This is a genomic window from Deinococcus psychrotolerans (genome assembly GCF_003860465.1).
GTDB classification, from domain to species: domain Bacteria; phylum Deinococcota; class Deinococci; order Deinococcales; family Deinococcaceae; genus Deinococcus; species Deinococcus psychrotolerans.
This window is the reverse complement of the sequence record NZ_CP034186.1, coordinates 298,597-315,556: the sequence shown is the minus strand read 5'-3', so window position 1 is coordinate 315,556 and position 16,960 is coordinate 298,597. Positions and strand designations below refer to the sequence as shown.

12 protein-coding genes are annotated in these 16,960 nt (G+C 62.9%); 4 read left to right on the top strand and 8 right to left on the bottom strand.

What is annotated here, in order from left to right; all coding sequences use genetic code 11:
- Positions 1-219 precede the first annotated feature (219 nt).
- Genes EHF33_RS19360 through EHF33_RS19335 form a run of 6 tightly spaced genes read right to left on the bottom strand, consistent with a single transcriptional unit; the run spans position 220 to position 6,247 of the window.
- Entirely contained in the window at positions 220-1,146 is a 927-nt protein-coding gene (locus tag EHF33_RS19360) for an ROK family protein (protein WP_164473630.1), read from the bottom strand.
- 8 nt (positions 1,147-1,154) lie between these two features.
- A complete protein-coding gene (locus EHF33_RS19355) occupies positions 1,155-2,165 on the bottom strand; it encodes an SIS domain-containing protein (RefSeq protein WP_124875276.1) in 1,011 nt (336 codons plus the stop codon).
- Positions 2,162-3,007, bottom strand: a complete 846-nt coding sequence (locus EHF33_RS19350) for a carbohydrate ABC transporter permease (protein WP_241191427.1) — start codon at positions 3,005-3,007, stop codon at positions 2,162-2,164. Before EHF33_RS19350 ends, EHF33_RS19355 begins: the two co-directional genes overlap by 4 nt.
- Positions 3,004-3,900 (bottom strand): carbohydrate ABC transporter permease, encoded by an 897-nt coding sequence (locus EHF33_RS19345; protein ID WP_124875274.1) that lies wholly within the window; start codon positions 3,898-3,900, stop codon positions 3,004-3,006. Before EHF33_RS19345 ends, EHF33_RS19350 begins: the two co-directional genes overlap by 4 nt.
- Positions 3,900-5,135 (bottom strand): ABC transporter substrate-binding protein, encoded by a 1,236-nt coding sequence (locus tag EHF33_RS19340; RefSeq protein ID WP_124875272.1) that lies wholly within the window; start codon positions 5,133-5,135, stop codon positions 3,900-3,902. Before EHF33_RS19340 ends, EHF33_RS19345 begins: the two co-directional genes overlap by 1 nt.
- Positions 5,132-6,247 carry an ROK family transcriptional regulator gene (locus EHF33_RS19335; RefSeq protein WP_124875270.1) on the bottom strand — a complete coding sequence of 372 codons (1,116 nt, stop codon included), beginning with the start codon at positions 6,245-6,247 and terminating at the stop codon, positions 5,132-5,134. The genes EHF33_RS19340 and EHF33_RS19335 overlap by 4 nt, the downstream gene beginning before the upstream one ends.
- 245 nt (positions 6,248-6,492) lie before the next feature.
- Between EHF33_RS19335 and EHF33_RS21250 the strand changes: the two genes are divergently transcribed.
- Complete coding sequence (locus EHF33_RS21250; protein WP_164473628.1) at positions 6,493-6,630, top strand: hypothetical protein; 138 nt, start codon at positions 6,493-6,495, stop codon at positions 6,628-6,630.
- A 122-nt stretch (positions 6,631-6,752) separates the two neighbouring features.
- Here EHF33_RS21250 and EHF33_RS19330 read toward each other — a convergent pair whose 3' ends face one another.
- Entirely contained in the window at positions 6,753-7,049 is a 297-nt protein-coding gene (locus tag EHF33_RS19330; RefSeq protein WP_124875268.1) for a hypothetical protein, read from the bottom strand.
- A gap of 181 nt (positions 7,050-7,230) precedes the next feature.
- Between EHF33_RS19330 and EHF33_RS19325 the strand changes: the two genes are divergently transcribed.
- The 3 genes from EHF33_RS19325 to EHF33_RS19315 all read left to right on the top strand — a co-directional run bounded on the left by EHF33_RS19325 (position 7,231) and on the right by EHF33_RS19315 (position 14,195).
- Positions 7,231-8,604, top strand: a complete 1,374-nt coding sequence (locus EHF33_RS19325) for an FAD-binding domain-containing protein (RefSeq protein WP_124875266.1) — start codon at positions 7,231-7,233, stop codon at positions 8,602-8,604.
- Positions 8,605-8,907: 303 nt separating this feature from the next.
- Positions 8,908-9,312, top strand: a complete 405-nt coding sequence (locus EHF33_RS21635) for a hypothetical protein (protein ID WP_241191426.1) — start codon at positions 8,908-8,910, stop codon at positions 9,310-9,312.
- Positions 9,313-9,314: 2 nt separating this feature from the next.
- Positions 9,315-14,195: a DUF4132 domain-containing protein gene (locus tag EHF33_RS19315; RefSeq protein WP_124875264.1), complete on the top strand. Its 4,881-nt coding sequence runs from the start codon at positions 9,315-9,317 to the stop codon at positions 14,193-14,195.
- A 262-nt stretch (positions 14,196-14,457) separates the two neighbouring features.
- Here the strand turns inward: EHF33_RS19315 and EHF33_RS19310 are convergent, their stop codons facing one another.
- Positions 14,458-16,791 (bottom strand): sensor domain-containing protein, encoded by a 2,334-nt coding sequence (locus tag EHF33_RS19310; RefSeq protein WP_164473627.1) that lies wholly within the window; start codon positions 16,789-16,791, stop codon positions 14,458-14,460.
- Between the last annotated feature and the right edge of the window lie 169 nt (positions 16,792-16,960).

Sequence of the window (16,960 nt, the reverse complement as noted above, 5' to 3'; positions counted from 1 at the left end):
CTCAGGCCAGTGTCTGTGGGAAGTGGGTGGCTGCTGCTAACGCCTGCGCTTGCCCAATTCAAAGGCCCTTGCACCCGCTTTGGCGGTCGTTTATGGGGTCTTTTCCCGTTTGCTCTTGTCTTTGTTCCTTCCATCACCAAGCAGGTCTGTTCGTCCGCAACTCGCCTGCTTCCTTTGCGGATGGCAAGAGGCTCATGTCAACAAGGGAATGCAATCCCTTTAGCGCCCCCTGACTTGGCGTTCGCCCTGACATGCGAATTCAGCCGCGCCCACAATGCCAGCATCTGGACCTAAAGTCGAAAGTCGCAGGGGCGTGAAATCGTGCAGCGCCCGAGTTCTGCGGCGTTCGGTCTCGATCATTGGCAGCAGCAGACTGGCCTGAGCCATCAATCCTCCGCCGAGCACCACCACTTCCGGATCGAGCAACAATTGCAGGTTATGGAGAAAGCGGCCCAGGTACGCCGCCGCGTTTCTGATCAGGTCCGTTGCCCGCTCGTCACCGCCCGCCATCTTCTCGAAGATCGCCGGAACACTCGTCGGCTGACCGTACACAAAGCTGGCGTCCCGGGCCAGCGCCGCGCCGCAGGCCTGAGCTTCAAGGGTGCCGAGCGTGCCGCTGCCGTCCATGGTGCCGGAGAAGCCCATTCGGGTGTGACCGACTTCACCGGCCATACCAGTACGTCCAGAAAAAATCTCACCATTCAGGATCAGTCCGCAGCCTATCCCTGTTGACCAGGTGAGGTAGACGCTGTGCTGGGTTCCGCGTGCACTGCCGTGTCGGGATTCAGCCAGCGCCGCGAGGTTAGCGTCGTTCTCGAACGCCACTGCCCTCCCCAAACGCTGAGCAAGAACCTGTTCGATCTTTGAATCATTTAGGCCCTGAAGATTCGAGAAGAACGTCGTTTCACCGTTGACCACTGGACCCGGCACACCCAGACCGATGGCCAACTGTTCGCTACCCTGTAGGTCGCCGACCATGCTTTCAATGGTATCGAGTAAAGGGCCGAGGTGCGCGGGCGTCGGCGTTTCGAGCCGCCGAAGCACCTTACCGTCCCTGACCAGCCCGGCCGCGAGCTTGGTTCCGCCCAAGTCAAGACCAATGGTGGACACGTTGTGAAGGTCGGCGGCGACGGCTGCGGTTTCCACGCCGGACATTACCGGGTTACCTTCGAACTTCGCACCGGCTCACCCACCCGCTCAACGCGCTGAAGGGCCAGATCAATCACCAGTTGCTGAACCGGCAGGCACAGCTTGAGTGGAGCCGTGAGGAGGCCCAGGGGCGGCGCTGAGACCTCGGCCACCAGGGACAGTGACGGACAGCCAGCGGCCTGGGCAGCCTTCAAAATGGATTCGGCTGTCTGACGCTCGTAATCGGTTTCGTCTGAGCGTCGCAGTAGGACGATGCTCGTCTCGGGTGAGAGAAGTTCCAGCGGCCCATGCCGCAGCTGTCCCAGGTCGTAATGCAGCGCCGGAAAACGCCCGAGTTCGATGGTGCCGAGGGCCGCCATCGCCGCCAGACCCGCCAGAGCACCCGAACCAGCAAACACCATCGACCGTACCTGCCCAAAGCGGCTGAGATCCAGGGCCTCGCCGTCTAGCGCGGGCAGATCGGTATGTGCAGAGTCTGGCGAGTAAGCCCGCAAGATCAGCCCGTGAAGCACCAGGGTCAGCAGGTAAGACCGGGTGGCCGCAAAGCCCACCTCTGATCCACCGGCCGCCACGAGGCTGGGAAGCTGGCGAACCAGGTAGCTCTCAGGGCTCAGACTTAGCCCAAAGGTCGGCCCGAGGTCTGTGCCGGATTGTTTTAGAAACGTTCGGAGTTCACCGGACTCGCCGGACTGGCTAACCAGCAGAGTGACCTGCGCTGCATTGGGCGGCAGGGGCATACTGAGCGCCTCGTCGAGCGAGAGGGCCAGCGCGGAAATGCCCACGCTGCGGTAAGCGGCCAGCGCCGCTGAATTGGCATGGTGGCTGGCCCCCATCCCCAGCAGGAGCAGAAACGCCCCGGGCTGACGCAGCGACTCAGCGATCTGCTGGGCCCGCTGCTGCTGCGCCGGGTCGTTCCAAGTGGCGTGGGCGTCAGCGACCTGACGTGATTGTTCCCGGCGGATCAGGTCGAGACCGCTCGGTGCACCAGTAGACGTTGGAGTGTGCATAACAGTCATCCTTTGACGCCTCCCGACGTCAGGCCAGCCAGTAGCCCGCGTTGCAGGGCCACGGCAATCAGCACCGGCGGTAGGGCCGCCAGCACCCCGGCCGTCATGATCAGGCCGTAATCGGTGGCCCGCCCCGCCGTGAAGTCCGAGATGGCGACCGGTAAGGTCTTGGCCGCCAGACCGTTGGTAAAGAGCAGGGCAAAGAAAAATTCGTCCCAGGCCAGCAAGATGGCAAAAATCGCGGTGGTCACCACGCCGGGCAGGGCCAGTGGGACGGTGATACGGGTCATCACCCCGAAGCGGCTCAGCCCGTCGACCAGGCCGGACTCCTCGATCTCCGGCGGCACCGTGTCGAAGTTCGACTTCAGCAGCCAGGTGGCAAACGGCATGATAATGCAGCAGTACACCAGAATCAGCCCCCAGACGGTGTTGAGTAGCCCCAGCCGCGCCAGCATCTGGTAGAGCGGTAAGAGCAGGGCCACCGGGGGCAGCATGTAAGTGGCCACCACACTCGACAAAATCCAGCCCTTGCCGCGTGGAAACCGCGAGAGGGTGTAGGCTGCCGGAATGCCCACCAGCAGAGCCAAGAGGGTGGTTGTCATGGCCACCGCCGCACTGTTTCGCAGGGCATAAAGAAAGGTCTGGCCGGGGGTGTTCTCGCCGAGCGTCAGCAGCAGCCGGTAGCGGCTCCAGTCCGCGTGCTGGGGCCACCAGCGCAGCGGCTTGACGGTCAGTTCGCTGGCGGGCATCACGCTGCTGATCAGCATCCAGGCCACCGGCAGCAAGACGCTGGCGGCGAACACGAAGACCCCCAGGTAAAGCAGCCCGCTCTGGAGGGGCGTGCGTTTCAAGCGGCCCTCTGGCGCTTCATCAGCAGCAGGTAACCGGCAATCAACAGGGCACTGATCAGGACCATCACGTTGGCGTAGGCCGCGCCGCTGCCCGCTTGCAGATAAGTGAAGGCCTCCTGATAGACCGAGAATGAGGCCGTCTTGGTCGCGTCCGCCGGGCCGCCGCGCGTCATGACGTAGATGATGTCGAAGACCTTGAACGCCTCGATGGTGCGCAGTACCACGGCCACGCTGAGAGGACCAAGGATAAACGGCAAGGTCAACCGCCAGAAGCGCGTCCAGATCGGCACACCGTCCAGCGCCGCCGCTTCGTAGATCTCGTCGGGAACGCTCTGGAGGGCCGCCAGCGCAATGAGGGCCACCAGCGAATAGTTCTTCCAGACGTCGGCCAGAATCACCATGTTCATGGCTGATGACGGCGCACCTAGCCACGAGCGGTAGTCGCCCATCAAGCCGGTCTGGGTCAGCAGAGCATTGAGCGCGCCGTATTCCGGGTTATAAATCCAGCGCCACATGGTCGCGTTCACGATGGTCGGGATGGCCCACGGCAAGATCAGCAGCGCGCGCGCAAATGCCTGCCCGCGAAACTTCTGATTGAGCAGCAGGGCCACCAGCACGCCGATCACCACTTCCAGGGCCACCGAGACGACGGTGAAATAGGTGCTGTGCCACAGCGATAAGAGAAAGTCGGGGTTGGTCAGGGCGTAGGCGTAATTGTCCCAGCCCAGCCACGCGGGCCGGATGCCCAGCGCGTTCAAGCTGGCGTCGGTGAAGCTGAGATAGAGGGTGCGGATCAGCGGATAGCCGATCACGCACAGCAAGATGATCAGCAGCGGAAGCAGGAAAGGCCAGCCTTGAGCCGCCGCCGGGGATGCCCGCTGGCCGCGCGTCATCAGCGGAAGCGGCTGGCCGCCTTGGCCGCCGAATCCAGGGCCTGTGCGGGCGTCTGGCTGCCCAGCAGGGCTCTTTGCAGCGAGGTCTGGAGCAGCGTGCTGAGCTGAGGGTACTGGGCGATGGTGGGGCGCGGGAACATCAGGTTCAGCGAGGTATTGGCCGCCTTCACCAGATCGGCTTGCCCCTTGACCACGGCAGGCTTGCTGTAGCTGGCTTTCCAGATCGGGAGGCTCAGGGTAGCGAACTGCTCCTGCGCCGGAGCGGAGGTCAAGTACTGAATGAACTTCCAGGCCTCGTCCTTGTGGGGACTGCCGGTCGGGATCCCCAGGCCCATGCTGCCGTTCATGGCGCTGGCCTGACTCACTCCGGCTGCGCCCGGTGCCGGAACGATGCCCACGTTGCCAGCGACTTTCGACTGCTTGGGATCGTTGGCCATGGCGTACATGTAGGTCCAGTTCAGGGCAAAGGCCGCTTTGCCGTCGGAGAAGACCTTGCGGACGTCTTCTTCGAGGTACTCGGTGCTGTTGGGATTGCTCAGGCCGCTCTTGAGCGAACCGGTCATGTACTGGAGGGCTTTGAGGCCGCCGCCGGTATTGAAGGCTGGTTTGCCGCCTGTATAGAACTGCCCGCCGTAAGCGGAAAGCAGCGTGGTGTAGTCGCAGATCAGCGCCTCGGCCTGACTCCAGCTCCAGACGATGGGGTACTCCACCAGCTTCTTGGCCTTGATGATGGCGGCCTGCTTTTGCAGTTCCTCCCAGGTTTTAGGCGGCGCGGCGATGCCCGCTTTCTTGAGCATATCCTTGTTGTAAAAGAGGTATTTGGTGTCCAGAATCCAGGGCATGCCGTACCGCTTGCCGTCAGCGGTCACCGTCGTCCAGGCGCCCGAAAACACGCGGGTGTTGTCGGCGGCGGGAATGCGGCTGGTCACGTCGGTCAGAAAGCCGTTCTTGGCGAACTCGGTGGGCCAGATCACGTCGAAGAGCACTACGTCGTAGCCGTTGCTTCCGGCCGAGGCAGAGCTGACGATCTTGTCGTGCAGTCCTTCATAAGGAACAAATTCAAGGTTGATCTTGACGCCGGGATTCTTGGCCTCGAACGCCTTGGTCATGTCCTTGATGTTGGCTTCGCTGTAGGCGGCCTGTTTCATAAAGAGGGCGTGCAAGGTCACAGGGGCGGCGTAGACCGTGGAGAGAGAGGACAGCAGCAATGACAGACCAAGAATCATTCGGTTCATGACAACCTCCGGGAAAGGTAAGTGGGGGAGAGCGCAAGCAGGGACGGCTCCAGCGCTGAACTTAAAGTCGAGGCTGGGGCGGCGCTGGATGAGAGAAATGAAGCAGCATACCGCAACCGGCTGGCCGTCAAAGCGCCGAGCACCGAGCCGCTCGGGCCCAGGTGTGAACGGACTACGCAGAGTTGTGGGGCAAGGTGCTGCAGTGACTGAATGATGTCCTGGCCGCTGGACTGAGCGTCGTCGGTGACGATAACCAGCCGCAGATCGAGCGAGGCCGCCACCGCGCCCACGAGGTAAGCGAGGGCTGCTTGCTTGAGGGCCTCGGGCAATTGTTCGATTGGGGTGGGCCACGCCTGATGAGGCCAGCGGGCCAGCGCCAGTTCGCCGGCCATTCCGTTCGTTCCTCGGTACACGGTGCCGCCGAGGTAGAGCCCCAGGCCGATGCCGCTGCGGTGCTGCACCAGCACCATGAAGTCATCCTCGTCGCTGGCCGCACCGTCATATTTTTCGGCAAGCGCCCAGAGGTTGGCGTCGTTCTCCAGCACGACGTCCGCGCCGCTGTGTGCGGCGACCTCCTGAAGCGGAGCGAGGTCAAGTTGAGGCAGCGAGTTGGGTTCTCCCATCTGGCCAGTGTCCGAGACCGGTGCGGGGACACTGACGGTGATGTGCTTCACCGGACCGTGTGGTGCCGAGCGCAGCAATTCGGCAAGTGCCTCCATGAGCTGGGCATGCATTTTCTCGGAGTCGGAAGCCTGCACGAGCGTCTTCCGGCGCTGATGCCCACGGATGTCACCCGTCAGGAAATGAATTTCTCCAGGCTGACAATCGATGCCGACCAGGGTTCCCAGTTGCGGGTGCAGATCAAGGATACTGGCTGGACGCCCCGCTGCGCCTTCCGTTTTTCCGATTTCGGTGATCAAGCCCTGGTCTTCAAGTGCCCTGGTGATGAGGTTGATGGTCACGGCAGATAGGCCGGTGCGCCCGGCCAGTTCACCCCGTGAAAGTGCGCCGTGTTCGAGCAATTGCCACAGCAACTGTTGCCGATTGTGCTCCCTCTGGCTTCCAGATCGCTGCACTCCGATTCGAGCACCCCCTTTTTTAATTGGCTTCATTAATTTATAAGTCCCGAGGGTAGGCTTGTCAAGACGAGGCTCCCCCCATCGTTAGTTCAGTCCGGTTGCGCTTCAAATCTCAATCAACCTTTTCATGCCGTGCAGTCTGTGCCGAGGCGGTGGAGCAGTGGTCAAGCGCATTTCAGCCTGTTTGCGGTCGAATCATCCCAGTGATCCAGATGGACTGATCGGGCCTCACCTGAAGACTGTACTGGGCCAGCGGGGCTGAAGTGCGGTGAACCCAGTTGCTCAGCCTCGCCCGCGAACTGCTCACGCCGGAATTGCTGGCGGGCCGTCCGGTGCGTTTGCTGGGTCTCAGCGTTCAGAATCAGCGTCCGGTTTCCACATCTGGTGCGCAGGTGCCGCTCTTTTCTAGCAGCTAAAAGCCCACTCTGCTTGAGGCTGGCAACGGCTCAGCTCCAGCAGCATTGCGCTCAGGCCACTCCCCAAATGCGGGGCTTTACTTGCTCAAACCACCGAAGTCAGGCCCAACGTAAGCTCAGCGTCACACGACGATCCGGCGGAAGTCGCCCTGCTCATCCCGTGCCGGAAGCTGGCCGTACATCAGTTCACGTTTCACCACCTCAGCCACCTCCTGCCCAAGCTGCTCGCCGCTGCGGTGCTCGCTGGCAAGGGGTTCGGCCACCACGTCGAACCCGCGCTCGGTATCCACGTCTTGGAAGCGCACCGAGACTTGAAACGTGCCGCCGCTGACTTGCGCCGCGACGTTCAGCCCTTCCCTGCCGTGCTGCTGAGCATTGAAAGCCGATTCAAAGGCGGACTGAGCTTCTTGAAGATCCATGCCCACAGTCTCGCCTGAACAAGCGGCTCTGGTCTGCTCGGCAGCGTTCACCATCAGTTAAGCTCTGAAACTGATCTCAGGTGACGTTGCGGGCCACCTTGTATTGGCGGGCTGAAGCTGTGAACAGCTAGACGCTCCAGCACACCATCAGCACCTTTACGGGGTGGCAGACTCCTTTGAGATGCCCAAGCCACCTGCTCCACTGCCCGCGAGCCTGCGGGACATGCCCCCAGCCGAATTGTTTCCGGACATCTTTGCCCAAGACGCGCCGCACCGGGGCTTTGCACGGGGCGGGCGGGCAGCGGCGCTGGGAGCGCTGGCCGCCATTGACCCGGTGAGTTACGGGCGTGACCGTTCATATTTAGACGGCCACGTCACTCGCCTTTCACCTTACCTGCGCCACGGCGTGCTGACCCTGGCCGAAGTGCGGGAGGCGGCGCTGACCCACGCGCCGGACACCGCTCCCAGCCGGGTGTGGAAATACGTCAATGAGTTGAGCTGGCGTGATTATTCTGTGCGGGTGTACGCCGAGGTGGGCGGGCTCATCTGGCAGGATTTCGAGCCGTACAAGACGGGCTTACCGGCCTCCAGCTATGCCAGCGAATTCCCGGCTGACATCAAGGACGGCGAGACGGGCGCGGCCTGTATCGACGCCTGGTCGCGTGAACTGCGCCAAACCGGTTACCTGCACAACCATGTCCGGATGTGGCTGGCGAGTTACGTCGTTCACCACCGCCGGGTGTGGTGGCAGGGCGGGGCGGCGTGGTTCCTCACGCACCTGCTCGATGGCGATCCGTCGTCCAATAACTTAGGCTGGCAGTGGGTGGCGAGCACTTGGCGGGCTTATCCCTATTTGTGGAACCGGGGAGCCTTGGTCAAGTACGCCGGAGACCGTTACTGCGCTTCATGTCCCTTGGCGGACGCCGGCTGTCCCTTCGACGCCACGTATACCGCCCTCTCGGAGCGTCTGTTCGAGGGTAAAGAGGCCGCGCCCGGCGAGAGCGGTCACTTGGATTCTGCACGCTTGGAAGCCGTGCCTTGGGAGCCGCCGCTCACCCCTGAGGTTGCTCTCGGCGCGGTGGTGTGGGTGCATGGAGACCGCCTCTCACCCACGAATGAAGCGCTGACTGCCTATCCAAAGGGGCCTGCCGTGTTCGTCTGGGACGATGCGCTGCTCAAGGAATGGGACATCAGTGCCAAGCGCCAGACCTTTATTCACGAGTGTGTTCAGGAACTGCCCGTTCACGTTTTGCGCGGCGACGTGGCCGCCGAGGTGATCCGTCTCGCCCGCGCACACGGGGCCTCCACGGTGGCCACTACGCCCAGCTCCAGCCCACGGTTCAGGGCTATTGTCACCGCGCTGGAAGGAGCAGGACTGGCGGTACAACATTGGCCCGAACCCGTCTTCGGGGAGAGCTTGACGCCGCTCGATCTGCGCGTTCACGGTGAGTATTGGCGGCAAATCAGCGCCAGCGCCTTTGGAAAAGACCCTGCGCCGCCCAAACCCAAGCGGCCCCGTGCGAAAAAGGGACAGTCCGTCAAGGCCAAGGAGTAGTGGAAGAAGGACAGACACTTCTGTTGAGTCTGCCCGAGCGCCAGCGGGTCATGCCGCCCCCGCAGCGTGGGCACTTCAGCCGCCAACACGCTTCATCAGGCCGTGTTGGCGCACGGCGCTCGAACCTTTCGTGGGGCAGGTCGTTGCCCATTCAGTGCCCTCAAAGTGATGTTCTGGGATGAGTAGCACAGGCATTAAATTTGATCAATTATTATGCTATTTACATAAACGCTCTCGACCGCTACAATCGAAGGTGAAGTTCAGCACCATTCAAACCACCCCACTTGTAGCGAGGTTCCCCTCATGATTGTCGAAACGAAGATCGTTGGCCGCCGCACCCCATTTGAACGCCGCCCCACACCTCTGCCAGATGGCCCCCAGACCCTCCGCAGCCTGCTGGGTCATCTGGTTCAACAGGAAGTGAGTGCCTACCACGAGCGGCAGGACAGTGTGGGCATGCTGCGCGTCCTGACCGAACGGGACATCAGCGGCGGCGCGGCGACGGGCCGAATCAGCGTTGCCCCCCAGGAACGCGGCGGCACAGTCACGGTCGAGGACGCCACCCAGAACGCTCTGCGGGCTTACCGCGACGGCCTGTATTACGTGTTCGTGGACGACAAGCAGATCGAGTCTCTGAATGAACCGCTCGCCCTGCGCCCTGACAGTACGCTCTTGCTGCTGCGCCTGACCGCACTGGCCGGGGGCTGAGGATGGACGTTCAAGAATATCTTCGCTCCTTCCAGCAGCCTTGGAAAGCCCCGTTGGAAGAGCGGCTCCGCGCCGCACCCCCTGAACTGGCTGGACTGATCCGCCCACTCCTTAAAGAGTCACGCGATTACCGCGAACGTGAAAAGCGCGAGGCGGCGCTGACCGACTACCTACACGGAAGCACCGAATCAGAGCAGCACGACTTGGCCGCCCTGTTCTTTCCCCAGTTTCCTGAAACCGTCCAGCGCACCATCGACGCCCTGCTCATCCGTCATCCATATACCCAGGGCTATGAGCGCCGCGCTTTCCGTGCGCCGGGCGAGCGGGTGCAGGCCGTGCGGGCTGCTTCATGGCTGATGGCCGTCTGGCAGGTCACCCGCGATTATCCGCAAGATCTGGAATGGTTCGCGGTTCACGCCGGACTGCTGAATGCCTGGGAGTCTCAGTCTCTGGGTCTGCTGCTGGGCCAGGCCATCAGCGACCACGACGCGGGGGTGTTTCAGATTCTGCGTGACACGGCGTCCACCCAGCATCCGGTGGCCAGAATGGGCCGCCATGTGCCGCTGGCGCTGCTGTCCAGCACTGACCCGGAAGCCTGGACACTGGCTGAGGGCCTGCTGCTGGCCGCGCAGCGCCAGGAAGGGCTGCGGCAGGTCATTCTGGAAACCGTGGATGAAGCCGGTTCAGAGGCGTTCACGCGGATGCTGCGCCTGATCTTGCAAGAGGATCTGCTGCGCTTCGCGGCGGTGCTGAGGGCGGCGTGCGTGTGGTTCGGCCTGAATTACGACGTGAGCGAACTGAAAGTCGTGCGCGGCCTGCTGACGCGGGCACTGACATTCCTAGAAGACACTGAGGCGGCCCGCGCTGCCGTCAGGGAAGGTTCTGGCGTGGACGCTTACCTGGCGCTGTACATCCTGGCGATGCGCGACGCCGCTGGGGCCGCCGAACTGGCTCACCCGATCATGCACGACGCCGACTCCGAGCGCCGCATGGCCGCCGCCCAGTTCCTGCTGGCCTCCGGGCGACTGGAGGACACCGCCCGCGCCGCTCTGATCCGTGATACTGATCCCCGACTGGCGACGCTGGCCGGGCAGCTGGTCAGCCGCTGGCATCAGCCCGATGATGCACCCAGCTTCACCTTTGAGGAGTACCTCGCCTACGCCCAGGGCTTGCCAGCCGAGGCCGGTCATCAGCCGCTGCTGTTTCCCTGGTTGGGCCAGTTGCCCGCGCGTGCGGAGGCGATGAACAACCTCAGCGCCGTGCTGGGCGATGCCCACATTTCGCGCCTGGCTCCTTATCTGGGTCAGATGAGCGGCGACGGAAAAACGTATGTCCTCAAGAAGATCGAGCAGCGCCACAAAGAAAATGTCCAGCCCATCGACGCCGCCACCCGTGACCTGCTACTGACCCTGCTGCAAGACCACAACAGCAGCGTGTCGCAGGCCACGGTGGAGGTGATGGCGCACCTGACCCCCAACCCGGAGGAAGTCGGCGTGATTCAGACCCTCCTGAAACGCAAGAGCGCCGACCTGCGCCGGGGACTCATCCGCCTGCTGGCCCGCGACGCCGCCCTAGCCGAGATGAGCGCCCTGGAACTGCTGAAGACCAGCAACACCGAGCAGCGTCAGGCGGGGCTGCAACTGCTTCAGGAAGTGGGGGCCGCGCCGCCCACAGAATTCACGCCAAAAAACCTCAGCGAGCAGACCCTGTACGCCCGCCTGACCGAGCCGGAGGGACAGCTCTCGCTGGACAACGGCCTGGGCCTGTTTGACCCGGCGGCCCTTACCCGGTTCGAGCCGCTCGAAATTCGTGAGCGCGATTACCCGAGAGATGTCCAGCGCGGCGCGGAGCTGCTGCGGAGCCTGGACGCGTTGATCGCTGCCAACCGCGAACGGCCACTGGTGGGCGTGGGTTACGACGGCGAGCAGACCATCCTGCTGGGCAACGTGTCAGGCTGGATGCTGCGCCCCAACTCGGACGGTGTGATGCCGCTGGCCGAGCTGTGGGACAGCTGGTGGGAGGGCCGCCCGAACCCGCAGGACGGCGACTTGACCCGCCTGGGCTGGACGCTGGGCCATTACGCGGCCCGCAAGGACACCACCCCAGCAGAACTTGAGACGGAGCTGACTGTGGACGATCTGGACGACTTGGATGACGATACCGATGAGGAAGAAATCCAGGCCACGCTTGAATTTAATGAAGCCAGACAGCACCTGCTGCGTCAGACTCTTCACCGCACCTTAGGGCCGCTGGCAACGCTGTTGCTGGAACACGCCGATCTGCTGCGGGCAGTTCAGTCTTATTTGATGGAAAAATTCCGCGCCGAACTGGACACCAGTCTGGCCCTGGACGCCTGGGAGACGGCCCTGGCTTATCTGCCGCAGGGCACACCCATGCTCAAGCACCCCGAGTACAGCTGGCGATCCGAAGACCCCCGCAGCCTGCTGTGGCCGCTCCGAGGCAATATGGCGATCTACAGTCAGCCAGATGACGTGCTCCAGCGGTACTGGCGAATCACCCTCTACCAGAATGCGGCGTTTCCTCAGCTGCCGCGCTGGCGGCCCGATACCCGGCTGCTCATGCTGGCCTACGAGCGTGGCTGGGCCACCCGAACAGATTTGATGGACCAGTTGATCGGCAAGCGCACCGAACGGGAGGGCTATCATTCCGGCAATGATTTCAATGACCTGAGCGACTACACCCGCCGCAAATTGCGCGACGGTCTGCCCACCATGCCCGACTGGACGGCGGCAGTGGACGAGGTTCGCGCCCGCGTGCTGGAGGTGGAGGTGACGCGCGGCGATCTGGAAACGCCCGCCACGCAGCCTGCCTTGGCCCTGCAAAGTGCAGCGGGCGCGGCACTGCCCCTGCGCCTGCTGGCCGGGTTGGGCAAGAATCCACTGAAACGCGGCTACCAGGGCCGCAACGAGAGCCGCGACGTGACCTTCAGCCACCTGATCCGGGTATCGTTTCCCGCACCGAGTGACACGCCTGCCCTCTTCGCCGCGCTGGTGAACGACTTCAAGCTGGCCGACGCCCGGTTGCTGGATCTGGCGATGTTCGCGCCGCAGTGGGCTGATCTGGTGGCCGCCTCACTGGGTTGGCAGGGTTTACGGAGTGGCGTGTACTGGCTGCATGCCCACACCAAGGAGAGCAACTGGAGTGTGCCGCAGGACATCCGTGACTCCTGGGAAGCCGAGATCGCTGAGCGCACTCCCCTGAGCGCCAGCGATCTGACCGAGGGCGCGGTGGACGTGGCCTGGTTCAAGCAGATGCATAAAGCGCTGGGCAAGGAGCGTTTCGCGGCCTTGCTGGACGCCGCCAAGTATGCCAGCAGCAGCGGCGGTCACAAACGCGCCGAACTGTTCGCGCGGGCCATCCTGGGTGAGCTGGCCGAGGACGATCTGCTCGCCCGCATCCATGACAAGCGCAATCAGGACGCGGTGCGGGCGCTGGGCTTGCTGCCCCTGAGCCGCGCCAAAGCCAGGTTGTTTAAGGAACTTGAGGGCCGTTACCGTGTCCTGAGCGGCTTCCGGCGGGGAGCTAAGCAGTTCGGGGCGCAGCGGCAGGCCAGCGAACGCCTGGCCGCCGACATCGGGATGCAGAACTTGGCCCGCAGCGCCGGGTACAGCGACCCCCAGCGCCTGACTTGGGCGATGGAAGCCCGCATGGCCCCCGACTGGCAGGCGACAGTGACCGCTGACGGCGTGACCCTGGGCATTGAGCTGACGCCCCAGGGTGAAGCCAGCTTGATTCTGCGGCGCGGTGAAAAGCTCCTCAAGACGCTGCCGCCCGCTCTCAAGAAAAATCCGGAAGTGATGGCCATCCGTGCCGCCGTCACCGAGTTGAAAGCCACCCGTGGCCGCATGCGGGCCGCACTGGAAGAGGCGATGGTGCGCGGCGACTTCTTCACGCCGCAGGAACTGACAGACCTGGGCCGCCATCCGGTCATTGCGCCGATGCTGGGCAGTTTGCTGTGGGTGCTGGACGAACAGACGGTGGGCTGGTGGCAGGGCGGCCAATTGCAAACGCCGTCCGGCCCGCAAGACATCGGCCAACATTCGCTACGTCTGGCCCACCCACACGACCTATACCTGAGCGGTCAATGGCCCACCTTTCAGCAGCAGATTATGGAAGGCGGCCTGACCCAGCCGTTCAAACAGGCGTTCCGCGAATATTACCCGCTGACTGCTGCCGAGGCGGGCGGCGCACTCCGCAGCCAGCGCTACGCCGGACACCATGTTCAGCCGGGCAAGGCCGCCGCACTGTTCAAGGCACGTGGCTGGGTTACGGTTCCCGAAGAGGGCGTTCGCAAGACCTTTCATCATGAGGGGTTGAATGTCTGGGTGGACACCAGCGTGGGTTACGGCACCCCCAACGAGGTGGAGGGCGCGGCCCTGAATGCCGTGTACTTCGTGCGTCAGGATGAGACCGACGAGCTGGGCCGGGCGCGGCTCGTTCCACTCAGTGAAGTCCCGCCCCGCGTGCTGAGCGAGACTTTGCGTGATCTGGATCTTGTGGTGGGGGTGGCCCACGTCGGCGGCGTTGATCCAGAGGCCAGCCTGAGTACTGTGGAGATGCGGGGCGACCTGCTGCGCGAGACGCTGCGGCTGCTCAAATTGGGCAACGTGCGGTTGGAAAACAGCCACGCCCTGATCGCCGGACAGTATGCCAATTACACGGTTCACCTGGGCAGCGGCACGGTTCACCGCATGCCCGGCGGCTTCCTGTGCGTGATCCCGATTCACAACCAGCACGCGGGCCGCTTATTCCTGCCGTTTGCCGATCCTGATCCCAAGACCGCTGAAGTGATCAGTAAAGTGCTGCTGCTGGCCGAGGACAAGAAGATTCAGGATCCGACGATTCTGGAGCAACTGCGTTGAATCTAGAACGGACATGCGGGCAGAAGGGCGGCCCGGTCTGGGGGCCACCTTCGGTTTCACCTTACCTAGAAGCGCAGACGACTGGGCCGAGTCCAATCATTCAGGCCATTGACCCGCTGAGGTTGGATGTGGGCGTCCCAGCTCTGCGGCGGCACGCTCTGATGCGGCGAGAAGCTGAAAGAGAACCTCCCCATCTTTCTGATTCAGGTGGGTGGCGGCTGCGAATTTCAGCCAGCAAAAAGGCCAAAGCTTTAAGCGAGCATTATGGTTGTGTCAGACGTGGGCCGCTCCCGAACCGCCAAGTGACCGCCTTCTCAAGCGGCATGGGCGCGGAGAAAAAGTAACCCTGAAGCAGGTCACAGCCCAGTGCAACGAGAATCTCGCGTTGCAGGCCAGTCTCGACGCCCTCGGCCACCACCTCAATGCCCAACTCGTGGGCCAGCGCGATGGTCGAGCGCACGATGGCCAGATTTTTCTGACCGTAAGTCTCCAGCCCCAATCCCTGAATAAATGAACGGTCAATCTTGAGCACGTCCAGCGGAAAGCGGTTCAGGTAGGCGAGGCTCGAGTAGCCTGTCCCGAAATCATCGAGGGCCAGCCGCACGTTCAGGGCCTTGAGCTGCTCAAGCACATCGACCACGTCCCGGCCTGAGGTCATCAGCATGTTCTCGGTCAGCTCAAGCTCCAGCAGGTGTGCAGGCAAGCCGCTGACCAATAGGGCATTCAGCACGTCCTCTTTCAGCCGTGGAGATTCAAATTGCCGCGCAGAGACATTGACGCTGACCTGTACCGGCCCGCCGGGCCAGGCCGCCGCTTGCTGGCAAGCTTCTCTCAGCACCCAGCCGCCGATATCGAGAATCAGGTCACTCTGCTCGGCCAGGGCAATAAAGACCTGCGGCGAAATGGCTCCGCGCTGCGGATGGGTCCATCTCAGCAGCGCTTCTACCGCCTTCAGGCTCCCAGAGCGGGCGTGAACCAGCGGCTGAAATGCCAGAACAAGCTGGCGGTTGATGAACGCTTGGCGCAACTCCGCTTCCAAGGTCATGGCCGTCAGTTCGACCGCGTACTCCTCAGCGTCGTAGCGTGAAATCGTCTGACCGAGTTGCTTGGATTGGCGTAGGGCGTGTTCCGCTTCTTGGACGGTGGCCTCAGCGTCTTCCTGCGGCTGAGCTTCGGAACTGACGCCGATATGAGCATTGAGGTAAAGCGTTTCGCCCCGCACGGCAAAGGGCTGGCTCAGCACCTGGGGTAAAGCGGTGATAACCGACTCTACGGGGCCGCCGGGGATGAGAAGCGCAAATCCGTTGCCAGCGACCCGGGCGACGCCGCAACCTGGCAGAATGTGCTCGATTCGGCGGGCCACGGCGATCAGCAGCGCGTCCCCCGCCGCGTGACCGTAGCGGCTGTTGACGTTTCTGAACTGCTTGAGATCCAAGATCACCACCGACGGGCGCTGTCCGCTGGCCAGGGCTTGATTCAGCGCCCGGACGAAGGCAGGCCGGTTCATCAGATTGGTCAGGCCATCAGCGTAAGCCAACCGTTCAAGCTGCTTGAGATGCAAGTCGCGCTCGATGACCATGCTGGCCAGACCGGCCAGGTGGTCGAGCACCGGCTGGGCCTCAGCGAGGTCGCCCGTCTCCGGCTGGTGAAGTTCGAGCGTGCCGACGCGGGCGGTTCCGACCAGGATGTCTGCCGTCATTCCGGGCGCGGCTGGGCCGGGCAGCGCTTCATCGCCGAGGCACAACGCCGCCTGGGAGTGCGGGAAGGACGCTTCGAGGGCACTCAGGATCTGATCCAGAACTTCTTGCAGCGGTGCTCCCTGGGCGCACAGGTGCAGCGCCTGGGTCTGCCTGGCATTCATCATCAGCCGACGTTGACGCTCAGTATCGTCGCGGCCGTACCCGATCATCCGGTCGAGCTGTCCGTCCGATCCGAAGACCGGGTGATAGTGCCGCTGGTGATACCGGAGATGCCCGTCCGGGTCGCGCATGACCTCTTCCCAGTTGACCCAGCGGCGACTGCGGCTGGCCTCGTCAAAATGGCGCTGACGGTTGACCGCTATTTGCGGGTCGTGTCCGCGCCAGTGGCAATACTCCTCGTCGGTCAGCCCGATGATGCCCCGGCGCACCTCGGGATTTCCGGTGGCCGCCGGGTTGGTATAGACATAGCGTCCCTGCTCATCGAGGACGGCCACCTGATACGGGAGATCTTCGAGAATCGTCTGGTAGAATTTTCGCTGCTCAGCCAGTTCCCGGCGAATCTGCACTTCATCGGTGATGTCCCGCGCCACCACCAGAACGCCGGCCACCAGCGGGTCGCCAAGCAGGTTGGTCCAGGTGAAGGCCAGGCTTTTCCAGGAGCCGTTTTGATGGCGAACCTGATACTGACGCCATTCCGGAGCAGGTGGGGCGTTGAGATTGCTTTTCACTTCAGCGGCTTGCTCAAACGTGAGGAAATCGGCCGCTGGCTGGCCGAGCAGCGCCGCGACCTCGTAGCCGAGGCATTGATGGACGCTCTCGCTGGCGTAGATGATCTCGCCTTTAGCATCGAGAATCAGGACGAGGTTCGTGACCAGCGCCATAACACTCTGAGACACTTTCTCAAAGGCTTCTTGTTGGGCCGCCGTCATCTCAGGCACCGCCAGTTTGCTGGCCTGTCGGGACTGGGCCGGCAGACTCGGCCGCTGAAAGCCGTCACCAGCGCGTAGGCAGGCTGCCTCGTCTTTTCCCACAGGGCCATTCTTTGCAGCGTGTACCTGAAGAGCC

Bases quoted from the DNA above. Each gene is read 5' to 3' on its own strand.
- EHF33_RS19355 (WP_124875276.1), bottom strand. From the start codon at position 2,165: ATGACTGTTATGCACACTCCAACGTCTACTGGTGCACCGAGCGGTCTC.
- EHF33_RS19345 (WP_124875274.1), bottom strand. From the start codon at position 3,900: ATGACGCGCGGCCAGCGGGCATCCCCGGCGGCGGCTCAAGGCTGGCCT.
- EHF33_RS19340 (WP_124875272.1), bottom strand. From the start codon at position 5,135: ATGAACCGAATGATTCTTGGTCTGTCATTGCTGCTGTCCTCTCTCTCC.
- EHF33_RS19335 (WP_124875270.1), bottom strand. From the start codon at position 6,247: ATGAAGCCAATTAAAAAAGGGGGTGCTCGAATCGGAGTGCAGCGATCT.
- EHF33_RS19330 (WP_124875268.1), bottom strand. From the start codon at position 7,049: ATGGATCTTCAAGAAGCTCAGTCCGCCTTTGAATCGGCTTTCAATGCT.
- EHF33_RS19325 (WP_124875266.1), top strand. From the start codon at position 7,231: ATGCCCAAGCCACCTGCTCCACTGCCCGCGAGCCTGCGGGACATGCCC.
- EHF33_RS21635 (WP_241191426.1), top strand. From the start codon at position 8,908: ATGATTGTCGAAACGAAGATCGTTGGCCGCCGCACCCCATTTGAACGC.
- EHF33_RS19315 (WP_124875264.1), top strand. From the start codon at position 9,315: ATGGACGTTCAAGAATATCTTCGCTCCTTCCAGCAGCCTTGGAAAGCC.